Annotated in this window: 22 protein-coding genes; 1 reads left to right on the top strand and 21 read right to left on the bottom strand. The window is 59.7% G+C overall.

Annotated features, from left to right (window positions below; all coding sequences use genetic code 11):
• Positions 1 to 8: 8 nt before the first annotated feature.
• The 19 genes from rpsN to rpsL all read right to left on the bottom strand — a co-directional run bounded on the left by rpsN (position 9) and on the right by rpsL (position 11,178).
• A complete protein-coding gene (gene rpsN, locus JYU29_RS06645) occupies positions 9 to 314 on the bottom strand; it encodes a 30S ribosomal protein S14 (RefSeq protein ID WP_213983892.1) in 306 nt (101 codons plus the stop codon).
• Positions 315 to 340: 26 nt separating this feature from the next.
• The gene (gene rplE, locus JYU29_RS06640) at positions 341 to 898 is read right to left on the bottom strand and encodes a 50S ribosomal protein L5 (RefSeq protein ID WP_213983891.1); all 558 of its coding nucleotides are present in this window, start codon (positions 896 to 898) and stop codon (positions 341 to 343) included.
• The gene (gene rplX / locus JYU29_RS06635; RefSeq protein ID WP_213983890.1) at positions 891 to 1,202 is read right to left on the bottom strand and encodes a 50S ribosomal protein L24; all 312 of its coding nucleotides are present in this window, start codon (positions 1,200 to 1,202) and stop codon (positions 891 to 893) included. Before rplX ends, rplE begins: the two co-directional genes overlap by 8 nt.
• A gap of 13 nt (positions 1,203 to 1,215) precedes the next feature.
• Positions 1,216 to 1,584, bottom strand: coding sequence for a 50S ribosomal protein L14 (gene rplN, locus JYU29_RS06630; protein WP_209336929.1), 369 nt, complete (start codon positions 1,582 to 1,584; stop codon positions 1,216 to 1,218).
• Positions 1,585 to 1,651: 67 nt separating this feature from the next.
• Positions 1,652 to 1,894 carry a 30S ribosomal protein S17 gene (gene rpsQ, locus JYU29_RS06625; protein ID WP_213983889.1) on the bottom strand — a complete coding sequence of 81 codons (243 nt, stop codon included), beginning with the start codon at positions 1,892 to 1,894 and terminating at the stop codon, positions 1,652 to 1,654.
• A gap of 11 nt (positions 1,895 to 1,905) precedes the next feature.
• The gene (gene rpmC / locus JYU29_RS06620; RefSeq protein ID WP_213983888.1) at positions 1,906 to 2,106 is read right to left on the bottom strand and encodes a 50S ribosomal protein L29; all 201 of its coding nucleotides are present in this window, start codon (positions 2,104 to 2,106) and stop codon (positions 1,906 to 1,908) included.
• Between the two features lie 15 nt (positions 2,107 to 2,121).
• Positions 2,122 to 2,535, bottom strand: coding sequence for a 50S ribosomal protein L16 (rplP, locus tag JYU29_RS06615; RefSeq protein WP_213983887.1), 414 nt, complete (start codon positions 2,533 to 2,535; stop codon positions 2,122 to 2,124).
• 34 nt (positions 2,536 to 2,569) lie between these two features.
• The gene (gene rpsC / locus JYU29_RS06610; protein ID WP_213983886.1) at positions 2,570 to 3,274 is read right to left on the bottom strand and encodes a 30S ribosomal protein S3; all 705 of its coding nucleotides are present in this window, start codon (positions 3,272 to 3,274) and stop codon (positions 2,570 to 2,572) included.
• The gene (gene rplV, locus JYU29_RS06605; protein WP_189501734.1) at positions 3,274 to 3,663 is read right to left on the bottom strand and encodes a 50S ribosomal protein L22; all 390 of its coding nucleotides are present in this window, start codon (positions 3,661 to 3,663) and stop codon (positions 3,274 to 3,276) included. Before rplV ends, rpsC begins: the two co-directional genes overlap by 1 nt.
• Before the next feature lie 2 nt (positions 3,664 to 3,665).
• Positions 3,666 to 3,944, bottom strand: coding sequence for a 30S ribosomal protein S19 (gene rpsS, locus JYU29_RS06600; protein WP_213983885.1), 279 nt, complete (start codon positions 3,942 to 3,944; stop codon positions 3,666 to 3,668).
• Between the two features lie 15 nt (positions 3,945 to 3,959).
• Positions 3,960 to 4,793, bottom strand: coding sequence for a 50S ribosomal protein L2 (gene rplB / locus JYU29_RS06595; protein ID WP_213983884.1), 834 nt, complete (start codon positions 4,791 to 4,793; stop codon positions 3,960 to 3,962).
• A 22-nt stretch (positions 4,794 to 4,815) separates the two neighbouring features.
• A complete protein-coding gene (locus JYU29_RS06590; RefSeq protein ID WP_189501729.1) occupies positions 4,816 to 5,109 on the bottom strand; it encodes a 50S ribosomal protein L23 in 294 nt (97 codons plus the stop codon).
• Positions 5,106 to 5,726: a 50S ribosomal protein L4 gene (rplD, locus tag JYU29_RS06585; RefSeq protein WP_213983883.1), complete on the bottom strand. Its 621-nt coding sequence runs from the start codon at positions 5,724 to 5,726 to the stop codon at positions 5,106 to 5,108. The genes JYU29_RS06590 and rplD overlap by 4 nt, the downstream gene beginning before the upstream one ends.
• A complete protein-coding gene (rplC, locus tag JYU29_RS06580; RefSeq protein ID WP_213983882.1) occupies positions 5,726 to 6,445 on the bottom strand; it encodes a 50S ribosomal protein L3 in 720 nt (239 codons plus the stop codon). Before rplC ends, rplD begins: the two co-directional genes overlap by 1 nt.
• 106 nt (positions 6,446 to 6,551) lie before the next feature.
• The gene (rpsJ, locus tag JYU29_RS06575; RefSeq protein WP_007066362.1) at positions 6,552 to 6,860 is read right to left on the bottom strand and encodes a 30S ribosomal protein S10; all 309 of its coding nucleotides are present in this window, start codon (positions 6,858 to 6,860) and stop codon (positions 6,552 to 6,554) included.
• 63 nt (positions 6,861 to 6,923) lie between these two features.
• Complete coding sequence (tuf, locus tag JYU29_RS06570; RefSeq protein ID WP_213983872.1) at positions 6,924 to 8,099, bottom strand: elongation factor Tu; 1,176 nt, start codon at positions 8,097 to 8,099, stop codon at positions 6,924 to 6,926.
• 66 nt (positions 8,100 to 8,165) lie between these two features.
• Positions 8,166 to 10,256, bottom strand: a complete 2,091-nt coding sequence (gene fusA / locus JYU29_RS06565) for an elongation factor G (RefSeq protein ID WP_213983881.1) — start codon at positions 10,254 to 10,256, stop codon at positions 8,166 to 8,168.
• Between the two features lie 24 nt (positions 10,257 to 10,280).
• Entirely contained in the window at positions 10,281 to 10,751 is a 471-nt protein-coding gene (gene rpsG / locus JYU29_RS06560; protein ID WP_189501722.1) for a 30S ribosomal protein S7, read from the bottom strand.
• 55 nt (positions 10,752 to 10,806) lie between these two features.
• A complete protein-coding gene (gene rpsL, locus JYU29_RS06555; RefSeq protein WP_008837709.1) occupies positions 10,807 to 11,178 on the bottom strand; it encodes a 30S ribosomal protein S12 in 372 nt (123 codons plus the stop codon).
• Positions 11,179 to 11,612: 434 nt separating this feature from the next.
• Here rpsL and JYU29_RS06550 point away from each other — a divergent pair, with 434 nt between their 5' ends.
• Complete coding sequence (locus JYU29_RS06550; protein WP_213983880.1) at positions 11,613 to 11,903, top strand: transcriptional regulator; 291 nt, start codon at positions 11,613 to 11,615, stop codon at positions 11,901 to 11,903.
• Positions 11,904 to 11,989: 86 nt separating this feature from the next.
• Here JYU29_RS06550 and rpoC read toward each other — a convergent pair whose 3' ends face one another.
• On the bottom strand, positions 11,990 to 16,186 hold the full coding sequence (gene rpoC / locus JYU29_RS06545) for a DNA-directed RNA polymerase subunit beta' (RefSeq protein ID WP_213983879.1): 4,197 nt from the start codon (positions 16,184 to 16,186) through the stop codon (positions 11,990 to 11,992).
• 165 nt (positions 16,187 to 16,351) lie between these two features.
• On the bottom strand, positions 16,352 to 20,485 hold the full coding sequence (rpoB, locus tag JYU29_RS06540) for a DNA-directed RNA polymerase subunit beta (RefSeq protein ID WP_213983878.1): 4,134 nt from the start codon (positions 20,483 to 20,485) through the stop codon (positions 16,352 to 16,354).
• Positions 20,486 to 20,525 lie beyond the last annotated feature (40 nt).

Here is a 20,525-nt window from a genome sequence, read left to right as displayed (position 1 = left end):
GTCTCTCCTTACCAGCTCGACTTGACCAGGCCGGGGATCGCGCCCACGGAACCCAGATCGCGCAGTGCGATACGCGACATGCGCAGCTTGCGGTAATAGGCGTGCGGACGGCCAGTCACTTCGCAACGGTTATGGATGCGAACCTTCGAGGAATTGCGCGGAAGCGCGGCAAGCTTGAGCTGCGCGCGGAAACGCTCTTCGATCGGACGATCCTGGTCCATGATGATGTCCTTGAGCTCCTTACGCTTCTCAGCGTAGCGAGCCACAATCTTGCGGACCTTTTTGTCTTTCTGGACTGAGCTGGTCTTTGCCATTTCAGATTTTCCTTTGCTCGCTGCCGTTACTGGCGAAACGGGAAGTTCAGGGCCTTCAAAAGAGCCCGTGCTTCGTCATCCGTCTTTGCAGTCGTACAAACGATGATGTCCATTCCCCAAACCTGATCAACTTTGTCGTAGTTGATCTCGGGGAATACGATGTGTTCCTTGATGCCCATGGCGAAGTTGCCACGGCCATCGAAGCTCTTGGGGTTCAGGCCACGGAAATCGCGGACGCGCGGCAGAGCAATCGTGACCAGACGGTCGACGAACTCATACATGCGCTCCTTGCGAAGCGTAACCTTGGCGCCGATCGGCATGTTCTCACGAACCTTGAAGCCGGCGATCGAAGTGCGCGCGCGGGTCACGACAGCCTTCTGGCCGGCGATCATCGCGAGATCTTCGGCAGCAACCGAAGGCTTCTTGGAGTCGGCCGTGGCTTCGCCGACGCCCATGTTGATCACGACCTTGTCCAGGCGCGGGATCTGCATTTCGTTGGAGTAGTTGAACTGCTCCTGGAGCGACGCGCGGATCGTGTCCTGGTAAAGGGACTTAAGACGCGCCTTGTACTGCTGCTCAGCCATTGATGACATCTCCCGAGCGCTTGGCGATGCGCACCTTCTTGCCGTCACGGATGTCGAAACCGACGCGCGTCGGCTTGCCGTCCTTGGGATCGGCGAGCGCAATGTTGGACAGGTGGATCGGCGCCTCTTTCGAGATGATGCCGCCTTCCTGCGATTGGGTCTGCTTCTGGTGCTTGCGCACCATGTTCACGCCGCGAACAACAGCCTTATCGTCCTTCGGCATGACCTGAAGGACTTCGCCGCTGCGGCCCTTGTCCTTGCCCGAGAGAACGACGACGTTGTCGCCTTTGCGGATCTTGTTCATTGGTCCGTTCTCCTCAGAGCACTTCTGGCGCGAGCGAGATGATCTTCATGTGGTTCTTGGCGCGCAATTCGCGCGGAACCGGTCCGAAGATACGCGTGCCAATCGGCTCTTTCTTGTTGTCGATCAGCACGGCCGCATTCTTATCGAAGCGGATCACGCTGCCATCGGGACGGCGAATGTCCTTCGCGGTGCGAACCACGACGGCCTTCATCACGTCACCCTTCTTTACGCGGCCACGCGGGATCGCTTCCTTGATCGATACGACGATAACGTCGCCGACGGATGCGTACTTCCGCTTCGAGCCGCCCAGCACCTTGATGCACATGACGCGACGCGCACCGGAATTATCCGCCACGTCGAGGTTCGACTGCATCTGAATCATGACTGGCCGCCTTTTTCTTTTCTATCTCGGGAAGGCCTAATACCCTCCCCGGCTTGTCAAAACGTTTCTAGTTCGCTTCTTCGGAAGCGATCACCACCCAGCGCTTGTCGCGCGAGATTGGTGCCGACTCCTGAATGAAAACAATATCGCCAACCTTGTGGGCATTGTTTTCGTCGTGAGCCTTGTACTTCTTCGACAGACGGACGGTTTTCTTCATCACCGGATGGGTGAAGCGACGCTCCACCTTTACGACAACGGTCTTCTCGTTCTTGTCGCTGACGACAGTGCCCTGCATGACGCGCTTCGGCATGGTTTTCTTCCTTATGCCTTCTGACCAGCCGATTTCTCGGCGGCGATCGTCTTGATCCGGGCGATGTCGCGGCGGATCTGCTTGACCCGCGCGGTCTTTTCCATCTGACCGGTTGCCTTCTGGAAGCGCAGGTTGAACTGCTCCTTCTTGAGGTCGGCCAGCTTGTCGTTCATCTGGTCCTGGCTCATCGCCCGGACATCGGCGGTCTTCATGATCCTCGCCCTTCCTTATTCTGCGATGCGCTGGATGAAGCGGGTCTTAACCGAAAGCTTGGCAGCACCAAGGCGAAGAGCCTCACGTGCGATATCTTCCGAAACACCGTCGATCTCGAACATCACGCGGCCCGGCTTAACCCGGCACGCCCAATAGTCAACAGCGCCCTTACCCTTACCCATACGAACTTCAGTCGGCTTCGAGGTCACCGGCAGATCCGGGAACACTCGGATCCAGACGCGACCCTGACGCTTCATCTCACGCGTGATCGCGCGGCGGGCCGCCTCGATCTCACGTGCGGTGACGCGATTCGGCTCTAAAGCCTTCAAGCCAAAGCCACCGAAGTTCAGGTCGGTACCACCCTTGGCCAGGCCGTGGATGCGGCCCTTGAACTGCTTGCGGAACCTTGTGCGCTTTGGCTGCAGCATTGTTCTCTACTCCAAATTCTCTAAAGCGACCAGCTTACGCGTGTTCGCGGCGGCGGTTGCTCGAAGGCTGTTCAGCCTCGGCTGCGCGGCGCTCGGAAGCCATCGGATCGTGTTCGAGGATCTCACCCTTGAAGACCCAGACCTTCACGCCGCAGATGCCGTAAGCCGTATGGGCTTCAGCCGTGCCATAATCAACATCGGCGCGCAGCGTGTGCAGCGGAACGCGACCTTCGCGGTACCATTCCATGCGAGCGATTTCAGCACCGCCCAGACGACCCGCGCAGTTGATGCGGATGCCTTCGGCGCCCAGACGCATTGCCGACTGAACGGCACGCTTCATAGCACGACGGAAAGCGATACGACGCTCGAGCTGCTGCGCGATCGACTGGGCAACCAGCGTAGCATCCGTTTCCGGCTTGCGCACTTCAACGATGTTGAGGTGCGTTTCGGACTTGGTCATCTCCATCAGCTTCTTGCGAAGCTTTTCGATGTCCGCGCCCTTCTTGCCGATGATCAGGCCTGGACGAGCAGCGTAGATCGTTACGCGGCACTTCTTGTGCGGGCGCTCGATCACAACCTTCGAGATCGCGGCCTGCTTCAACTCGTTCATCAGATACTTACGGATCTTGATGTCTTCGTGCAGCAGCTGCCCGTACTCACCGGTGTTCGCGTACCAACGCGAATCCCAGGTGCGGTTGATGCCGAGGCGCAGACCGATCGGGTTGATTTTCTGGCCCATCAGGCGGCCTCCACTTTCTCTTCCTTTTCGCGAACCACGATCGTCAGGTGCGCGAACGGCTTTTCGATGCGGCTGGCGCGACCGCGGCCACGGGTATGGAAACGCTTCATCACGATCGACTTGCCGACATAAGCCTCGGCAACAACCAGGGCGTCGACATCGAGATCGTGGTTGTTCTCGGCATTGGCGATCGCCGATTCCAACGTCTTCTTGACGGTGCCGGCAATACGCTTCTGCGAGAATTCAAGATCGGCAAGCGCAGCCTGCACCTTCTTGCCGCGGATCAGCGCAGCAACCAGGTTCAGCTTCTGCGGGCTGATGCGAATGGTGCGCAGAACGGCGCGCGCCTCGTTATCAGCAAGCCGGCGCGGAGCTTTGGCCTTGCCCATCGTTATTTCCTCTTCGCCTTCTTGTCCGCTCCGTGACCGTAATAAGTACGGGTCGGAGAGAACTCGCCGAACTTGTGGCCAACCATGTCTTCCGACACGTTGACGGGAATGTGCTTCTGGCCGTTGTAAACACCGAAGGTGAGGCCGACAAACTGCGGCAGGATGGTGGAGCGGCGGCTCCACATCTTGATCACCTCGTTGCGGCCGCCTTCACGAACCTTGTCGGCCTTCTTGAGAAGAAAGCCATCAATGAACGGGCCTTTCCAGACTGAACGGGTCACTGTCGTACCTCTACCTTAGCTCTTGCGCTGGTGGCGCGAGCGCATGATGAACTTATCGGTCGACTTGTTGGACCGCGTCTTCTTGCCCTTGGTCGGCTTGCCCCATGGGGACACCGGATGACGACCACCGGACGTACGGCCTTCACCACCACCATGCGGGTGGTCAACCGGGTTCATGACAACACCGCGGTTATGCGGACGCTTGCCACGCCAAACGGTACGACCAGCCTTACCGTCATTGATGTTGCCGTGGTCCGGGTTGGACACGGCGCCGACGGTTGCCATGCACGAGCCGTGCACAATGCGCTGTTCACCGGAGTTCAAGCGCAGGATCGCCATGCCCTGATCGCGACCGACCAGCTGGGCGTAGGATCCGGCGGAACGAGCGATCTGACCGCCCTTGCCCGGCTTGAGCTCCACATTGTGGATGATCGTGCCGACCGGCATTGCCTGCAGCGGCATTGCATTGCCTGGCTTCACGTCGGCGGTTGCGCCGGCAATGATCTTGTCGCCGGCAGCAACGCGCTGCGGAGCCAGGATGTAAGCCAGTTCGCCGTCGTCGTACTTCACCAGCGCGATGAACGCGGTGCGGTTCGGATCGTATTCCAGACGCTCGATCGTGCCCGAAACGTCGAACTTGCGACGCTTGAAGTCGATCAGACGATAGGTACGCTTGTGACCGCCGCCGATGAAGCGAGCCGTGATACGACCGTAGTTGTTTCGGCCGCCGCTCTTGGTCAAACCTTCGGTCAGAGCCTTAACCGGCTTGCCTTTGTAGAGCCCGGAGCGATCAACGATGACCAGCTGGCGCTGGCTCGGCGTCGTCGGGTTATAAGACTTGAGTGCCATTGTTCTTGTCCTTCCGGCCTACTTATAGACCCGTCGAGACGTCGATCGTGTCGCCGTCTGCCAGGGTGATAACAGCCTTCTTGACGTCGCTCTGACGACCGATGGTGCCACGGAAGCGCTTGACCTTGCCCTTGCGGACCAGGGTGTTCACTGCCGTCACCTTGACGCCGAACAGCGACTCGATCGCTGCCTTGATCTCAGGCTTAGTCGCCTTCTTGGCGACGTTGAAGACGACCTGGTTCTGTTCGGAAGCCATAGTCGACTTTTCGGTGATCGCCGGGCTGACGATTACGTCGTAGTGGCGCAGGTCCGTCATTTGAAGCGCTCCTCGAGAGCTTCCACGGCCGACTTCGAAAGGACGAGCGTACCGCGGCGCATGATGTCGTAGACGTTGATGCCCTGGATCGGCAGAACGTCGATGTTCGGGATGTTCGAGGCAGCCCGGGCGAAGTTCTGGTCCAGCTCAGCGCCACCAATGAACAGAGCGTTGGTCAGGCCGAGACCCGCGAAGTTCGCGATCAGCGCCTTGGTCTTTGCATCCTGAACAGCCAGATCGTCGATGACGATCAGGTTGGATGCCTTGGCCTTCGCCGACAGCGCATGCTTCAAACCGAGCGCACGAACCTTCTTCGGCAGTTCATGCTCATGGCTGCGGGAAACCGGGCCGTGAGCCTTACCACCGCCGCGGAACTGCGGAGCGCGTGCCGAGGAGTGACGAGCGCGGCCCGTACCCTTCTGCTTGTACATCTTGGCACCGGTGCGGGAGATTTCCGCACGGCCCTTGGCCTGGTGCGTGCCCTGCTGGCGCTTTGCGAGCTGCCAGCGAACAACGCGAGCCACGATGTCTTCGCGCGGCTCCAGTCCGAAAATGCCCTCGTTCAGCGAGAGCTGACCGGCTTCACCGCCGGAAAGAGTTTTGACCGTCAGATCCATTATTCGGCCCCTTCAGTAGCCGGAGCTTCATTGGAAGCCTGGGCAGCGGCGCGGATTGCAGCCGGCTTCGGCGCATTGTCTGGCAACGAAACCTTGGCCGCATCGCGAACCATGATCCAGGCGCCCTTGGAACCCGGAACCGCACCGCGGATCAGGATCAGGCCACGATCGGTATCGGTCGAGACGACTTCCACATTCTGGGTGGTGACGCGAACGTCGCCCATGTGGCCGGCCATCTTCTTGCCCTTGAACACCTTCCCCGGATCCTGGCGCTGACCAGTCGAGCCGTGAACGCGGTGCGAAACCGAGTTACCGTGAGTAGCGCGGCCACCACCGAAGTTGTGACGCTTGATGACGCCCTGGAAACCCTTACCAATCGAGGTTCCCGTAACGTCGACCTTCTGGCCGGCAACGAAATGCTCGACCGTGATTTCGGCGCCGATGTCGAGCAGGTTCTCAGGGGTGACCCGGAACTCGGCGACCTTGGCCTTCGGCTCAACGGAAGCGGTTGCAAAATGGCCGCGCAGTGCCTTGGAGGTGTTCTTCACCTTGGCAAGGCCGACGCCGAGCTGCACCGCCGTGTAGCCGTTCTTTTCCTGGGTGCGCTGAGCGACTACCTGGCAGTTCTCCATGCGGAGAACCGTCACGGGCACATGCTCGCCGGCATCGTTGTAGATGCGCGTCATCCCCAACTTCTGTGCAATTACACCTGAACGCATCGGTTCGTTTCCTTCAGAGTTCGCTGTCGGCCGCAGCCGTCACGCCTCTCGTTCTTCCTCAGGTCTGGAGCCGCAAAGGGCGTCACAAACCTGTCGCGAAAGCCTCTTAAAGCTTGATCTCAACATCCACGCCAGCGGCGAGATCGAGCTTCATCAGCGCATCAACCGTCTGCGGAGTGGGATCGACGATGTCGAGAAGGCGCTTATGGGTGCGCATCTCGAACTGTTCGCGGCTCTTCTTGTCGATGTGCGGCGAGCGGTTCACGGTGAACTTCTCGATGCGGGTCGGCAGCGGGATTGGGCCACGTACATTCGCACCGGTGCGCTTCGCCGTCGACACGATCTCGCGCGTGGAAGCGTCGAGTACACGATGGTCGAACGCTTTCAGGCGGATGCGGATATTTTGTCCGTTCATTGCGTCACTTCCTTGCGCTTAGCTCCCGCGGCCACTTTGCCGCGGGACTAAAGCCCGTGCCTATTACTCGGTGATAGCGACGACGACGCCGGCGCCGACGGTGCGGCCGCCTTCGCGGATAGCGAAGCGCAGCTTTTCTTCCATGGCGACCGGAACGATCAGCTCAACGTCGACCGTCACGTTGTCGCCAGGCATCACCATCTCGGTGCCTTCAGCCAAGGACACGATGCCCGTCACGTCCGTCGTGCGGAAGTAGAACTGTGGGCGGTAGTTCGTGAAGAATGGCGTGTGACGGCCACCCTCTTCCTTCGTCAGGATGTAGGCTTCGGCCTTGAACTTCTTGTGCGGCTTCACCGAACCCGGCTTGGCCAGAACCTGACCGCGCTCGACGCCTTCACGATCAACGCCGCGAACCAGTGCGCCGATGTTGTCGCCAGCCTGGCCCTGATCGAGCAGCTTGCGGAACATTTCAACGCCCGTCACCGTCGTCGACGAGGTGTCGCGGATGCCGACGATCTCAACGGTCTCACCGACCTTGATGATGCCGCGCTCGACGCGACCGGTCACAACCGTACCGCGGCCCGAGATCGAGAACACGTCTTCGATCGGCATCAGGAACGGCTGGTCGATCGGACGCTCTGGCGTCGGAATGTAGGCGTCGACCTCTTCCATCAGCTTGCGGATGGCGTTCTCGCCGATTTCCTTGTTGGAATCTTCGAGAGCGGCCAGTGCCGAACCCTTGACGATCGGAATGTCGTCGCCCGGGAATTCGTTCTTCGACAGAAGCTCGCGCACTTCCAGCTCAACCAGCTCGAGCAGCTCGGCGTCGTCGACCTGGTCGACCTTGTTCAGGAACACGACGATCGAGGGAACGCCGACCTGACGGGCGAGCAGGATGTGCTCGCGGGTCTGCGGCATCGGGCCGTCGGCAGCCGACACAACCAGGATCGCGCCGTCCATCTGAGCGGCACCGGTGATCATGTTCTTCACGTAGTCGGCGTGGCCGGGGCAATCAACGTGAGCATAGTGGCGGTTCGGCGTCTCGTATTCGACGTGTGCCGTCGAGATCGTGATGCCGCGTGCCTTTTCTTCAGGAGCAGCGTCGATCTGGTCATACGCACGGAACTCACCGAAGTACTTGGTGATCGCAGCCGTCAGCGACGTCTTGCCATGGTCAACGTGACCAATCGTGCCAATGTTCACATGCGGCTTGTTACGCTCGAATTTACCTTTAGCCATGTGACTTCTCCTAACTTTCTTGCCCGCGCCGGGGCATCAATGGGTGATGGCGTAAGCGCGCGGGCTTTACGCGAACTTCTTCTGGATTTCCTGAGCCACCGCATTCGGGACCGGCTCATAGTGATCGAACAACATCGTGTACTGCGCACGTCCCTGGCTCATCGAGCGCAGGTTGTCGACGTACTTGAACATGTTAGCCAGCGGAACCATGGCATTGATCACAACGGCGACGCCGCGTGCTTCCTGACCCTGGATCTGACCGCGACGGCTGTTCAGGTCACCGATGACGCTGCCGACATATTCTTCCGGCGTAACGACTTCGACCTTCATGATCGGCTCGAGAAGCTGTGCACCAGCCTTCTTGGACGCATCACGGAAGCAGGCACGCGAAGCGATTTCGAATGCGAGAACCGAGGAGTCGACGTCGTGGAAGGCACCGTCGATCAGCGTCGCCTTGACGCCGAGCATCGGGAAGCCAGCAACCGGACCCGAGGACAGAACGCTCTCGATGCCCTTCTGAACGCCGGGGATGTATTCCTTGGGAACTGCACCACCAACGATCTTGGATTCGAACACGAACTCTTCACCATCCGGATTGGGCTCGAAGATCAGCTTCACACGAGCGAACTGACCCGTACCACCGGTCTGCTTCTTGTGCGTGTAGTCTTCCTCGGTACGACGCGTGATCGTTTCACGATACGCAACCTGCGGAGCACCCACAGTCGCTTCGACCTTGAACTCGCGCTTCATGCGATCGACGAGAATGTCGAGGTGAAGCTCGCCCATGCCGGCGATGATGGTCTGACCCGATTCTTCATCCGTCTTGACGCGGAACGAAGGATCTTCTGCAGCCAGGCGGTTGAGCGCGAGGCCCATCTTTTCCTGGTCGCCCTTGGTCTTCGGCTCGATCGCGATCTGGATGACCGGCTCCGGGAATTCCATGCGCTCGAGGATAACCGGCTTCAGGGGATCGCAGAGCGTGTCACCCGTGGTGGTTTCCTTGAGGCCGGCCAGAGCAACGATGTCGCCTGCATAGGCTTCTTCGATGTCTTCACGGGAGTTCGAGTGCATCTGCAGCATACGGCCGATGCGCTCGCGCTTGCCCTTGACGGTGTTCTCGAGCGACGTGCCCTTGGTCAGCTTGCCCGAATAGATGCGAGCAAAGGTCAGCGAACCGACGAACGGATCGTTCATGATCTTGAAGGCCAGCATCGACAACGGCTCGTTGTCGTCAGCGTGACGCTCGATCTCTGCTTCCGTTTTGGCATCGATGCCCTTGATTGCAGGCACATCAGCCGGCGACGGCAGATACTCGACGACTGCGTCCAGAAGCGGCTGTACGCCCTTGTTCTTGAAGGCGGAACCGCAGAACATCGGGAAGAACTTGACCGCGATCGTGCCCTTACGGATCAGCGCACGGATCTTGTCGTTGTCCGGCATCTTGCCTTCGAGGTAGTCGTTCATCGCCTCGTCGTCCATTTCGACGGCGGCTTCGATCAACTTCTCGCGGAATTCTTCAGCGCGATCCTTCAGATCGGCCGGGATCTCGACGATATCCCAGGCAGCGCCCAGGCTTTCATCGCGCCAAACAAGCGCGTTCATCTCGATGAGATCGACAACACCCTTGAACTCGTTCTCGGCACCGATCGGCAGCTGCATGGCAACAGCCTGCGCACCAAGACGGGTCGCGATCATTTCATACGAGCGATAGAAGTCAGCGCCGATCTTGTCCATCTTGTTGCAGAAGATCATGCGCGGAACATGATACTTGTCTGCCTGGCGCCAAACGGTCTCGGTCTGCGGCTCAACGCCAGCGTTGGCGTCCAGCAGAGCAATCGCACCGTCAAGAACACGCAGCGAGCGCTCGACTTCAATCGTGAAGTCAACGTGGCCTGGCGTGTCGATGATGTTGAAGCGGCGCATCTGGCCGTCGCGACCCTTCCAGAAGGTCGTGGTCGCAGCCGACGTGATCGTGATGCCGCGTTCCTGCTCCTGCTCCATCCAGTCCATCGTAGCGGCGCCGTCATGGACTTCGCCGATCTTGTGGGACTTGCCGGTGTAGTAAAGGACGCGCTCGGTCGTCGTCGTCTTACCAGCATCGATGTGAGCCATGATGCCGAAGTTACGGTAGTCTTCGATTTTATATTCGCGGGCCATAGGAATGCCTCTCTCTTCCGCCGATTACCAGCGGTAGTGCGCGAATGCGCGGTTGGCTTCAGCCATCTTGTGCGTGTCTTCACGCTTCTTGACAGCCGTGCCGCGGTTGTTTGCAGCGTCCATCAACTCGCCCGACAAACGATCAACCATCGTGGTCTCGTTGCGGTTGCGAGCAGCCGTGATCAACCAACGAATAGCCAAAGCCTGACGGCGCTCTGGGCGCACATCGACAGGAACCTGGTAGGTCGCACCACCAACACGACGCGAACGCACTTCGACGTGCGGCGCAACGTTGTCGAGAGCCTGACGGAACACGGTGACCGGCTCCTGCTTGGTGCGGCTCTGAACCTGATCCAGCGCCGAGTAAACGATGGTCTCGGCAACCGACTTCTTGCCGTGCAGCATGATGGCATTCATGAACTTCGTAACGACGAGATCACCGAACTTCGGATCCGGGTTGATCTCGCGCTTTTCTGCACTGTGACGACGGGACATAGCTTCTGTCTCTCAATCAAAGGTCGGCGCCAAAGGCTGCCTGACCAGACCTGGCTTACTTCGGGCGCTTGGCGCCGTACTTCGAACGACGCTGCTTGCGGTTCTTCACACCCTGCGTGTCGAGCACGCCGCGGATGATGTGGTAACGCACACCCGGAAGATCCTTCACGCGGCCGCCGCGGATCATGACCACGGAGTGCTCCTGAAGGTTGTGACCCTCACCCGGAATGTAACCGATGACTTCGAAGCCATTGGTCAAGCGGATCTTTGCAACCTTACGAAGTGCCGAGTTCGGCTTCTTCGGGGTCGTCGTATAAACGCGCGTGCAGACGCCACGCTTCTGTGGATTGGCCTGCATGGCCGGTACCTTGTTGCGCTTCACCGGCGCAATGCGCGGCTTGCGGATCAACTGGTTTACGGTAGGCATTAACCGTCGTCCTCTTATCTCATTCGGGCCCGTTTCCAGGCATATACAAGCGCCGTTAGCATACGCGTTTTCGGGCAAGAAACCGCTCTCGCGGCCTTTGCCCAATCAAATGCAGAGGAAGCAGTTTCCCGCCTCATGCGCGCCGGCAATGTCATTCGCTCGTAGAAACGAACCCTGTTTGAGGACATTGTCCAGGACGTGTCGTCCCGAAGCGGTAGCCCTCACATCGGCTCTGTGAGGCGGCTTCTACTGCGCATGTCACCATCCGTCAACCCCGAAACCCCGCTGCGCCGGGATTTGTCCTTCACGAGCGGTGAATCCGCGCCATCGAGCAAGATAATTTCCCGCATGAAGGCCGCGATCTCGGATTCTTTCCGCTTTCTTAATGCTAGACTGGTCGGGAAGCACCGCAAAAACCAGGAAAGGGCAGAATCATGAAGCTAGATTCGGGTGAGAACGACAATGAGTCGCCGCCGGTAACGATTATCGTGGGTCGCGCCTGGATGCAGAAGGACGGCGAGTCGGAGGAAGTGCACGTTCTTCTTGTCGCGCCGGATGACGATTCGGCCGTGCGCAATGCACTCGAGGCGCTTTCACGCGAAGGCTATGTCGAAGCCGAGCTGGACCAGATCGGCGAGATGCAGGGCATGCCCGACGAAGAGCCCCATGCATCGGCTTATCAGGGTGCCGTTGAAGGTGAGATCGCGATCGTTCGTATGACCTGACGAGCGTCGAGCAAACATCGACTGATACCTCAAACGAAAAAGGCCGCCCCGAAAGGCGGCCTTTTCTTTAGCGATGATACCGCAGCTTATTCGGCGGCGTTGGTCATGTCGGCCAACATCGGGTCCGCAGCTTCAGAACCCGTCGACTTGCGGCGCTCGTCGAGGATCAGCTCGTCGCGCGACGTTGCGATACGACGGATCTGCGTCATCTGACCGCCAGTACCGGCCGGGATGAGACGACCCACGATGACGTTCTCCTTCAGACCCTGCAGCGTGTCCATCTTGCCGGCAACTGCCGCCTCGGTGAGAACGCGCGTGGTTTCCTGGAACGACGCAGCCGAGATGAAGGACGGCGTCTGCAGCGAGGCCTTGGTGATGCCGAGCAACACCGGCTGACCTGCGGCAGGCGACTTGCCTTCCTCGATCAGGCGATCGTTGATCTCGTCGAGTTCGACCTGATCGACGTGATCGCCCGGGATGTAGGTCGAGTCGCCCTGCTCCGTGATCTCAACCTTCTGCAGCATCTGGCGAACGATCACCTCGATGTGCTTGTCGTTGATCAACACGCCCTGCAGGCGGTACACTTCCTGGATCTCGTTGACGAGGTAGGAAGCAAGCGCCTCGACGCCCTTGATCGCAAGGATGTCGTGCGGTGCCGGATTACCGTCCAGGATGTAGTCGCCCTTCTCGATGACGTCGCCGTCCTGGAGATGGAACGGCTTGCCCTTCGGGATCAGGTACTCGACCGGCTCCATGGTATCGTCATGCGGTTCGATCACGATGCGACGCTTGTTCTTGTAGTCGCGACCGAAACGAACCGTACCGTCGATCTCGGCGATAACCGCGCAATCCTTTGGACGACGCGCTTCGAAGAGTTCCGCCACGCGCGGCAGACCGCCCGTGATGTCCTTCGTCTTAGCCGATTCCATCGGAATACGCGCCAGCACGTCACCGGGCTTCACCTGGGCACCAGGCTCGACCGAGAGAATTGCCTCGACCGAGAGCATGAAGCGGGCATCGCCGCCACGTGCCAGCTTGGCAATCTTGCCCTTTGCGTCCTGAACCGTGATCGCCGGCTTGAGATCCGAACCACGCGGCGTCGAACGCCAGTCGATGACTTCACGCTTGGTGATGCCGGTCGCCTCGTCCGCGGTTTCCTGCACGGAGATGCCGTCCACCAGATCTTCGAACTCCACGCGGCCTTCCAGCTCGGTGAGGATCGGACGGGTATAAGGATCCCACTCGGCAATACGCTGACCACGACGAACCGTATCGCCATCGTCCACGTAAATGCGCGAGCCGTAGGTCACGCGGTGGGTTGCACGCTCCTTGCCCGCCTCATCCAGGATGAGAACGGCCATGTTGCGGCCCATGACGACGAGGTTGCCGTCCGAGTTGCGAACCACGTTGCGGTTGCGGATCTGCACCTGACCTTCATACGACGCTTCCAGGAACGACTGATCGACGACCTGCGCCGTGCCGCCCATGTGGAAGGTACGCATCGTCAGCTGCGTGCCCGGCTCACCGATCGACTGCGCGGCGATGACGCCGACAGCTTCACCCTGGTTGACCGGAGTACCGCGTGCCAGATCGCGACCGTAGCAGACGGCGCAAACGCCGACGCGCACTTCGCAAGTCAAAGCCGAGCGGATGCGAACAGCCTGGATGCCAGCCTTTTCGATCTTCTCGATATCGCGCTCGTCCATCAGCGTGCCGGCTTTCACCAGCAGATCGCCCGACAGCGGGTGGTTCACGTCGTCCAAAGCCGTACGGCCGAGGATACGCTGACCCAGCGATGCCACAACCTGACCAGCATCCACGATCGGCTGCATGGTAAGGCCCTTCTCGGTGCCGCAGTCGATCGCGTTGACGATGCAATCCTGCGCCACGTCGACGAGACGACGCGTGAGGTAACCCGAGTTCGCGGTCTTCAAGGCGGTGTCGGCGAGGCCCTTACGGGCACCGTGCGTCGAGTTGAAGTACTCGAGAACGGTCAGACCTTCCTTGAAGTTCGAGATGATCGGCGTTTCGATGATCTCACCCGACGGCTTGGCCATAAGGCCTCGCATGCCGGCGAGCTGACGCATCTGCGTCGGCGAACCACGAGCACCCGAGTGGCTCATCATGTAGATCGAGTTCATCGGCTTTTGACGGCCGTCATCGTTGAACTCAACCGCCTTGATGCGGCCCATCATTTCCTCGGCGACCTTTTCCGAGCACTTGGCCCAGGCGTCGACCACCTTGTTGTACTTCTCGCCCTGAGTGATCAGGCCGTCATTGTACTGCTGCTCGTATTCCTTCGCGAGCGCTTCGGTGTCGGACACGAGCTTATGCTTGGTATCCGGGATCACCATGTCGTCCTTGCCGAACGAAATGCCGGCACGGCAGGCATGGCCGAAGCCGAGCGCCATGATGCGATCGCAGAAGATCACCGTCTCTTTCTGACCGCAGTGGCGATACACCGTGTCGATCATCTTGGAGATGTTCTTCTTGGTCATCTCCTGGTTAGCCGTGTCGAAAGGAACGTTGACGTTCTTCGGCAGCAGCTCGGCGATGATCATGCGGCCAGGCGTCGTGTCATGGATCTTCGACACGACGTTGCCTTCAGCATCAACGGTCTTGAAGCGGCCCTTGATCTTGGCGTGGAGCGTGACGGCCTTGGTTTCAAGAGCGTGCTGAAGCTCGCCCATGTCCGCAAAGACCATGCCCTCGCCCGGCTCGTTCTGATTGACGATCGACAGGTAATAGAGACCCAGCACCATGTCCTGCGACGGCACGATAACCGGCGCACCGGACGCTGGGTGCAGGATGTTGTTCGTTGACATCATCAGAACGCGCGCTTCGAGCTGCGCTTCCAGGGACAGCGGTACGTGCACCGCCATCTGGTCGCCGTCGAAGTCTGCGTTGAAGGCCGTGCAGACCAGCGGATGAAGCTGGATCGCCTTGCCTTCGATCAGGGTGGGTTCGAACGCCTGGATGCCAAGACGGTGCAGCGTCGGCGCGCGGTTCAGGAGAACCGGATGCTCGCGGATGACCTCGTCGAGGATATCCCAGACTTCCGGACGCTCCTTCTCGACCAGCTTCTTTGCCTGCTTGACGGTCGAGGAATAACCCTTGGCGTCCAGACGGGCATAGATGAAGGGCTTGAACAGCTCGAGCGCCATCTTCTTCGGCAGGCCGCACTGGTGCAGCTTGAGCTCCGGACCCGTCACGATAACCGAACGGCCGGAATAATCGACGCGCTTGCCGAGCAGGTTCTGGCGGAAGCGGCCCTGCTTGCCCTTCAGCATGTCGGACAGCGACTTCAGCGGACGCTTGTTGGCACCCGTGATGACGCGGCCGCGGCGGCCGTTGTCGAACAGCGCATCAACCGCTTCCTGAAGCATGCGCTTCTCGTTGCGGATGATGATGCCAGGCGCACGCAACTCGATCAGCCGCTTGAGACGGTTGTTACGGTTGATGACGCGGCGATACAGATCGTTCAGATCGGACGTCGCAAAGCGGCCGCCATCCAGCGGAACCAGCGGGCGCAGATCCGGCGGGATAACCGGGATGATCTTCATGATCATCCATTCGGGACGATTGCCGGACTCCATGAAGTTCTCAACCACCTTGAGGCGCTTGAGATACTTCTTCTGCTTCAGCTCGGACGTCGTGGACGCCAGTTCCGTGCGCAGCTCGCCGGCAATGGCTTCGAGGTCCATGGAAGCCAGAAGCTCATGGATCGCCTCGGCGCCGATCATGGCGGTGAACGAGTCTTCGCCATACTCGTCGACCGCGATCATGTACTCTTCCTCGCTCAGGAGCTGATGCTCCTTCAGCGCGGTCAAGCCAGGCTCGGTGACGATGTAGTTCTCGAAGTACAGAACGCGCTCGATGTCCTTCAGGGTCATGTCGAGCAGCGTGCCGATGCGCGAAGGCAGCGACTTCAGGAACCAGATATGGGCCACGGGTGCAGCCAGTTCGATATGGCCCATGCGCTCACGGCGAACACGCGACAGCGTAACTTCCACGCCGCACTTTTCGCAGATGACGCCCTTGTACTTCATGCGCTTGTACTTGCCGCACAGGCACTCGTAGTCCTTGATCGGTCCGAAAATGCGCGCGCAGAAAAGGCCGTCGCGTTCAGGCTTGAACGTACGATAGTTGATCGTCTCAGGCTTCTTGATCTCGCCAAACGACCAGGAAAGGATTTTCTCCGGCGAGGCCAGCGAGATCCGGATGGAGTCGAAGGTCTGTACCGGCGTCTGAGGGTTGAAGAGATTCATGACCTCTTGGTTCATGCCGTTCTCCTTATCGGGGTCCGCAAACCCCTCTTTTTAAATCTCGCTGCGAGCGGGCAGCTCGGCTTCTGTCATGGTCACAGTATCGGACCACAACGCGGCAGGACGATGGTCCTGCAAAATGGGGTGGATGCGCCGCGGAAAGCGACGCATCCAGATGCCGTTTTACTCGGCGGCGTCCGGAAGACGGACGGGCTCTTCGCCCTTCGAGTTCTCAAGCTGGACGTTGAGGCCCAGCGACCGCATTTCCTTGACGAGAACGTTGAAGCTCTCCGGAATACCGGCTTCGAACGTATCGTCGCCGCGCACGATCGACTCATAGACCTTCGTGCGGCCTGCCACGTCGTCCGACTTCACCGTCAGCATTTCCTGCAGCGTGTAGGCTGCACCATATGCTTCCAGAGCCCAGACCTCCATCTCGCCGAAGCGCTGGCCACCGAACTGCGCCTTGCCACCCAGCGGCTGCTGGGTCACGAGCGAGTACGGTCCGATCGAACGCGCGTGGATCTTGTCGTCCACCAAGTGATTGAGCTTGAGCATATATATGTAGCCCATCGTCACTTTGCGATCGAACGGTTCACCCGTGCGTCCGTCATAGAGCTGCGACTGACCCGAAGAATGCAGACCGGCCTGTTCCAGCATCGCGTTGATGTCGGCTTCATTGGCACCATCGAACACTGGCGTCGCGATCGAGACGCCACGCTTCATCTGATCGGCGAGAAGCAGAACGCTGTCGTCGTCATAGCTGCGAACTGGCTCGTTGCGGTCGTTGTCCGGCAGCAGCTCTTCAAGCGTCGCACGCAACGGCTGGATATCGCCACCCGTCTTGTACGCCTCGATGAGTTCGCCGATCTGACGGCCCATGCCTGCACAAGCCCAGCCCAGATGCGTTTCCAGAATCTGGCCCACATTCATGCGCGACGGCACGCCCAACGGGTTGAGCACGATGTCGGCATGCGTTCCGTCTTCGAGGAACGGCATGTCTTCCACCGGCACGATCCGCGAGACCACGCCCTTGTTGCCGTGACGGCCGGCCATCTTGTCGCCCGGCTGCATCTTGCGCTTCACGGCCACGAAGACCTTGACCATCTTCATGACGCCCGGAGGCATCTCGTCGCCGCGCTGAACCTTTTCGACCTTGTTCATGAAGCGCTGCTCGAGTGCCTTCTTGGAGTCGTCGTACTGCCCCCGGAGTGCTTCGAGTTCGCTTTGAGCCCGCTCGTCGTCGACGGCAAACTGCCACCACTGCGAACGCGGATAGTCGGTCAGCATCTCGCGGGAAAGCGTGGTGCCTTTCTTGAAGCCCTTCGGGCCGGCAACAGCTTCCTTGCCCGTCAGCATGTCCGCCAAACGAGCGTACACGTTGCGGTCGAGGATCGCCTGTTCGTCGTCACGGTCCTTGGCGAGACGCTCGATTTCCTCGCGCTCGATGGCCATGGCGCGCTCGTCTTTTTCAACGCCGTGGCGATTGAAGACGCGCACTTCCACGATCGTGCCGAAGGTTCCGGGCGGCATGCGCATGGAGGTGTCACGCACGTCGGAAGCCTTTTCGCCGAAGATGGCGCGCAGAAGCTTTTCTTCCGGCGTCATCGGGCTTTCGCCCTTCGGCGTGATCTTGCCGACGAGAATGTCACCCGGCTGCACTTCGGCGCCGATGTAAACGATACCTGCTTCGTCGAGGTTCTTCAGCGCTTCTTCCGAAACGTTCGGAATATCGCGCGTGATTTCCTCAGGTCCAAGCTTCGTATCGCGAGCCATGACCTCGAACTCCTCGATGTGGATCGAGGTGAAGACGTCGTCGGCAACGATCCGCTCGGACAGCAGGATCGAGTCCTCGTAGTTGTAGCCGTTCCAGGGCATGAACGCGACGAGCACGTTACGGCCGAGCGCCAGATCGCCGAGATCGGTCGACGGACCGTCAGCGATGATGTCGCCCTTCTGGATGCGGTCGCCAACACGAACCAGCGGACGCTGATTGATGCAGCTCGACTGGTTGGAGCGCTGGAACTTCATCAGACGGTAGATATCGACGCCCGACTTGCCGGCTTCGAGATCTTCCGTTGCGCGGATAACGATACGGGTCGCATCGACCTGATCGACGATACCGGTGCGGCGTGCACCGATAGCGGCGCCCGAGTCACGAGCAACGATCGGCTCCATGCCGGTGCCGACGAACGGCGCCTCGGCGCGAACCAACGGAACAGCCTGACGCTGCATGTTGGAGCCCATCAGAGCGCGGTTGGCGTCGTCGTTTTCCAGGAACGGGATCAGCGCGGCAGCGACCGACACCATCTGCTTGGGCGACACGTCCATGAGATCGACGTTTTCGCGCGGCGTCATCAAGACTTCGCCGGCATTACGGCAGATCACGAACTCGTCCACGAACGAACCATTGCCGTCGAGCTCGGCGTTTGCCTGCGCAACGTAGTGCTTCGCTTCTTCCATGGCCGACAGGTAAACGACGTCGTCCGAAACCCGACCGTCCTTGATGCGACGGTATGGGCTTTCGATGAAGCCGTACTTGTTGACGCGGGCAAAGGTCGCCAGAGAGTTGATCAGACCGATGTTCGGGCCTTCCGGCGTTTCGATCGGGCAGATACGGCCGTAATGCGTCGGATGCACGTCGCGGACTTCGAAGCCGGCGCGCTCGCGGGTCAGACCGCCAGGTCCGAGTGCGGACAAACGACGCTTATGCGTGATTTCCGACAGCGGATTGGTCTGATCCATGAACTGCGACAGCTGCGAGGAACCGAAGAACTCGCGCACGGCTGCAGCGGCTGGCTTGGCGTTGATCAGGTCCTGCGGCATGACGGTGTCGATCTCGATCGACGACATGCGCTCCTTGATCGCACGCTCCATGCGCAACAGACCAACACGGTACTGGTTCTCCATGAGCTCGCCGACCGAACGCACGCGGCGATTGCCGAGATTGTCGATGTCGTCGATTTCGCCCTTGCCGTCGCGCAGTTCAACCAGCGTCTTGACGACAGCCAGAATGTCTTCGCGGCGCAGAACGCGCACGGTGTCTTCCGCGTCGAGTTCGAGACGCATGTTCATCTTGACGCGACCCACGGCCGAAAGGTCGTAGCGCTCCGCATCGAAGAACAGCGAGTTGAACATCGCTTCGGCCGTTTCCAGCGTTGGCGGCTCACCCGGACGCATGACGCGATAGATGTCGAACAGCGCGTCCTGACGGCTCTCGTTCTTGTCGACGTTCAGCGTGTTGCGGATATAGGCGCCCACATTGACGTGGTCGATGTCGAGGATCTCGACTTCGTTGCCGCCATGCTCCATCAGGACCTTGAGCGTCTTCTCGTCGATCTCGTCGCCGGCTTCGAGGAAGATTTCACCGGTAGCGTAATTGACGATGTCTTCGGCGAGATAGTTGCCGATCAGATCGTCCTCGGTCGCCTTGAGGGCTTTGAGGCCCTTTTCGGACAACTGACGCGCCTGGCGTGCGGTGATCTTCTTGCCGGCTTCAACCACGATCTCGCCGGTGTCGGCGTCGACCATGTCGGTCACAGCCTTCATGCCGCGGAAACGCTCGGCCGAGAACGGAATGCGCCAATGATCGGCAGCCCGCTTGAAGGTGATCTTCGTATAGAAGGTCGACAGGATCTCTTCGGCATCCATGCCGAGCGCCATCAACAGCGAGGTCGCCGGGATCTTGCGGCGACGATCGATGCGGGCATGCACGACGTCCTTGGAGTCGAACTCGATGTCGAGCCAGGAACCGCGATACGGAATCACGCGGGCAGCAAACAGCAGCTTGCCGGACGAATGCGACTTGCCCTTGTCATGATCGAAGAAGACGCCCGGCGAACGGTGCATCTGCGAAACGATCACGCGCTCGGTGCCGTTGATGATGAAGGTGCCGTTCGAGGTCATGAGCGGCATATCGCCCATGTAAACGTCCTGCTCCTTGATGTCCTTGACGGACTTCGAGCCGGTATCCTCGTCGATATCGAACACGATCAGGCGCAGCGTGACCTTGAGCGGAGCGGCAAAGGTCAGATCGCGCTGGCGGCACTCGTCGACGTCGAACTTGGGATCTTCGAATTCGTATTTCACGAATTCGAGCATGGAAGCGCCGGAGAAGTCGGAAATCGGGAACACCGACTTGAAAACAGCCTGGAGCCCTTCGTTCTGACGTCCGCCTTCCGGCTCATCAACCATCAGGAACTGATCATAGGATGCCTTCTGAACCTCGATGAGGTTCGGCATCTCCGCAACTTCCGGAATATTTCCGAAGAATTTGCGCACGCGCCTGCGACCATTAAAAGTCTGCGTCTGGGCCATCGTCGCTCCTTGCTGCCTTACTGGCTTACCTCGCCCGACA

This window comes from Tianweitania aestuarii (genome assembly GCF_018457165.1).
GTDB classification, from domain to species: domain Bacteria; phylum Pseudomonadota; class Alphaproteobacteria; order Rhizobiales; family Rhizobiaceae; genus Tianweitania; species Tianweitania aestuarii.
This window is presented reverse-complemented; position numbering and strand designations above follow the sequence as displayed.

Coding starts and splice junctions, on each gene's coding strand:
- rpsN (WP_213983892.1), bottom strand. CDS start 314: ATGGCAAAGACCAGCTCAGTCCAGAAAGACAAAAAGGTCCGCAAGATT.
- rplE (WP_213983891.1), bottom strand. CDS start 898: ATGGCTGAGCAGCAGTACAAGGCGCGTCTTAAGTCCCTTTACCAGGAC.
- rplV (WP_189501734.1), bottom strand. CDS start 3,663: ATGGGCAAGGCCAAAGCTCCGCGCCGGCTTGCTGATAACGAGGCGCGC.
- rpoC (WP_213983879.1), bottom strand. CDS start 16,186: ATGAACCAAGAGGTCATGAATCTCTTCAACCCTCAGACGCCGGTACAG.
- rplD (WP_213983883.1), bottom strand. CDS start 5,726: ATGGATCTGACGGTCAAAACTCTTTCCGGCGGTGAAGCCGGTCAGCTC.
- JYU29_RS06590 (WP_189501729.1), bottom strand. CDS start 5,109: ATGACGGACCTGCGCCACTACGACGTAATCGTCAGCCCGGCGATCACC.
- rpsC (WP_213983886.1), bottom strand. CDS start 3,274: ATGGGCCAGAAAATCAACCCGATCGGTCTGCGCCTCGGCATCAACCGC.
- rplP (WP_213983887.1), bottom strand. CDS start 2,535: ATGCTGCAGCCAAAGCGCACAAGGTTCCGCAAGCAGTTCAAGGGCCGC.
- rpoB (WP_213983878.1), bottom strand. CDS start 20,485: ATGGCCCAGACGCAGACTTTTAATGGTCGCAGGCGCGTGCGCAAATTC.
- rpsJ (WP_007066362.1), bottom strand. CDS start 6,860: ATGAACGGACAAAATATCCGCATCCGCCTGAAAGCGTTCGACCATCGT.
- rplC (WP_213983882.1), bottom strand. CDS start 6,445: ATGCGTTCAGGTGTAATTGCACAGAAGTTGGGGATGACGCGCATCTAC.
- rpsG (WP_189501722.1), bottom strand. CDS start 10,751: ATGTCCCGTCGTCACAGTGCAGAAAAGCGCGAGATCAACCCGGATCCG.
- rplX (WP_213983890.1), bottom strand. CDS start 1,202: ATGAACAAGATCCGCAAAGGCGACAACGTCGTCGTTCTCTCGGGCAAG.
- rplB (WP_213983884.1), bottom strand. CDS start 4,793: ATGGCACTCAAGTCTTATAACCCGACGACGCCGAGCCAGCGCCAGCTG.
- fusA (WP_213983881.1), bottom strand. CDS start 10,256: ATGGCCCGCGAATATAAAATCGAAGACTACCGTAACTTCGGCATCATG.
- rpsQ (WP_213983889.1), bottom strand. CDS start 1,894: ATGCCGAAGCGCGTCATGCAGGGCACTGTCGTCAGCGACAAGAACGAG.
- rpmC (WP_213983888.1), bottom strand. CDS start 2,106: ATGAAGACCGCCGATGTCCGGGCGATGAGCCAGGACCAGATGAACGAC.
- rpsL (WP_008837709.1), bottom strand. CDS start 11,178: ATGCCTACCGTAAACCAGTTGATCCGCAAGCCGCGCATTGCGCCGGTG.
- JYU29_RS06550 (WP_213983880.1), top strand. CDS start 11,613: ATGAAGCTAGATTCGGGTGAGAACGACAATGAGTCGCCGCCGGTAACG.
- rplN (WP_209336929.1), bottom strand. CDS start 1,584: ATGATTCAGATGCAGTCGAACCTCGACGTGGCGGATAATTCCGGTGCG.
- tuf (WP_213983872.1), bottom strand. CDS start 8,099: ATGGCTAAAGGTAAATTCGAGCGTAACAAGCCGCATGTGAACATTGGC.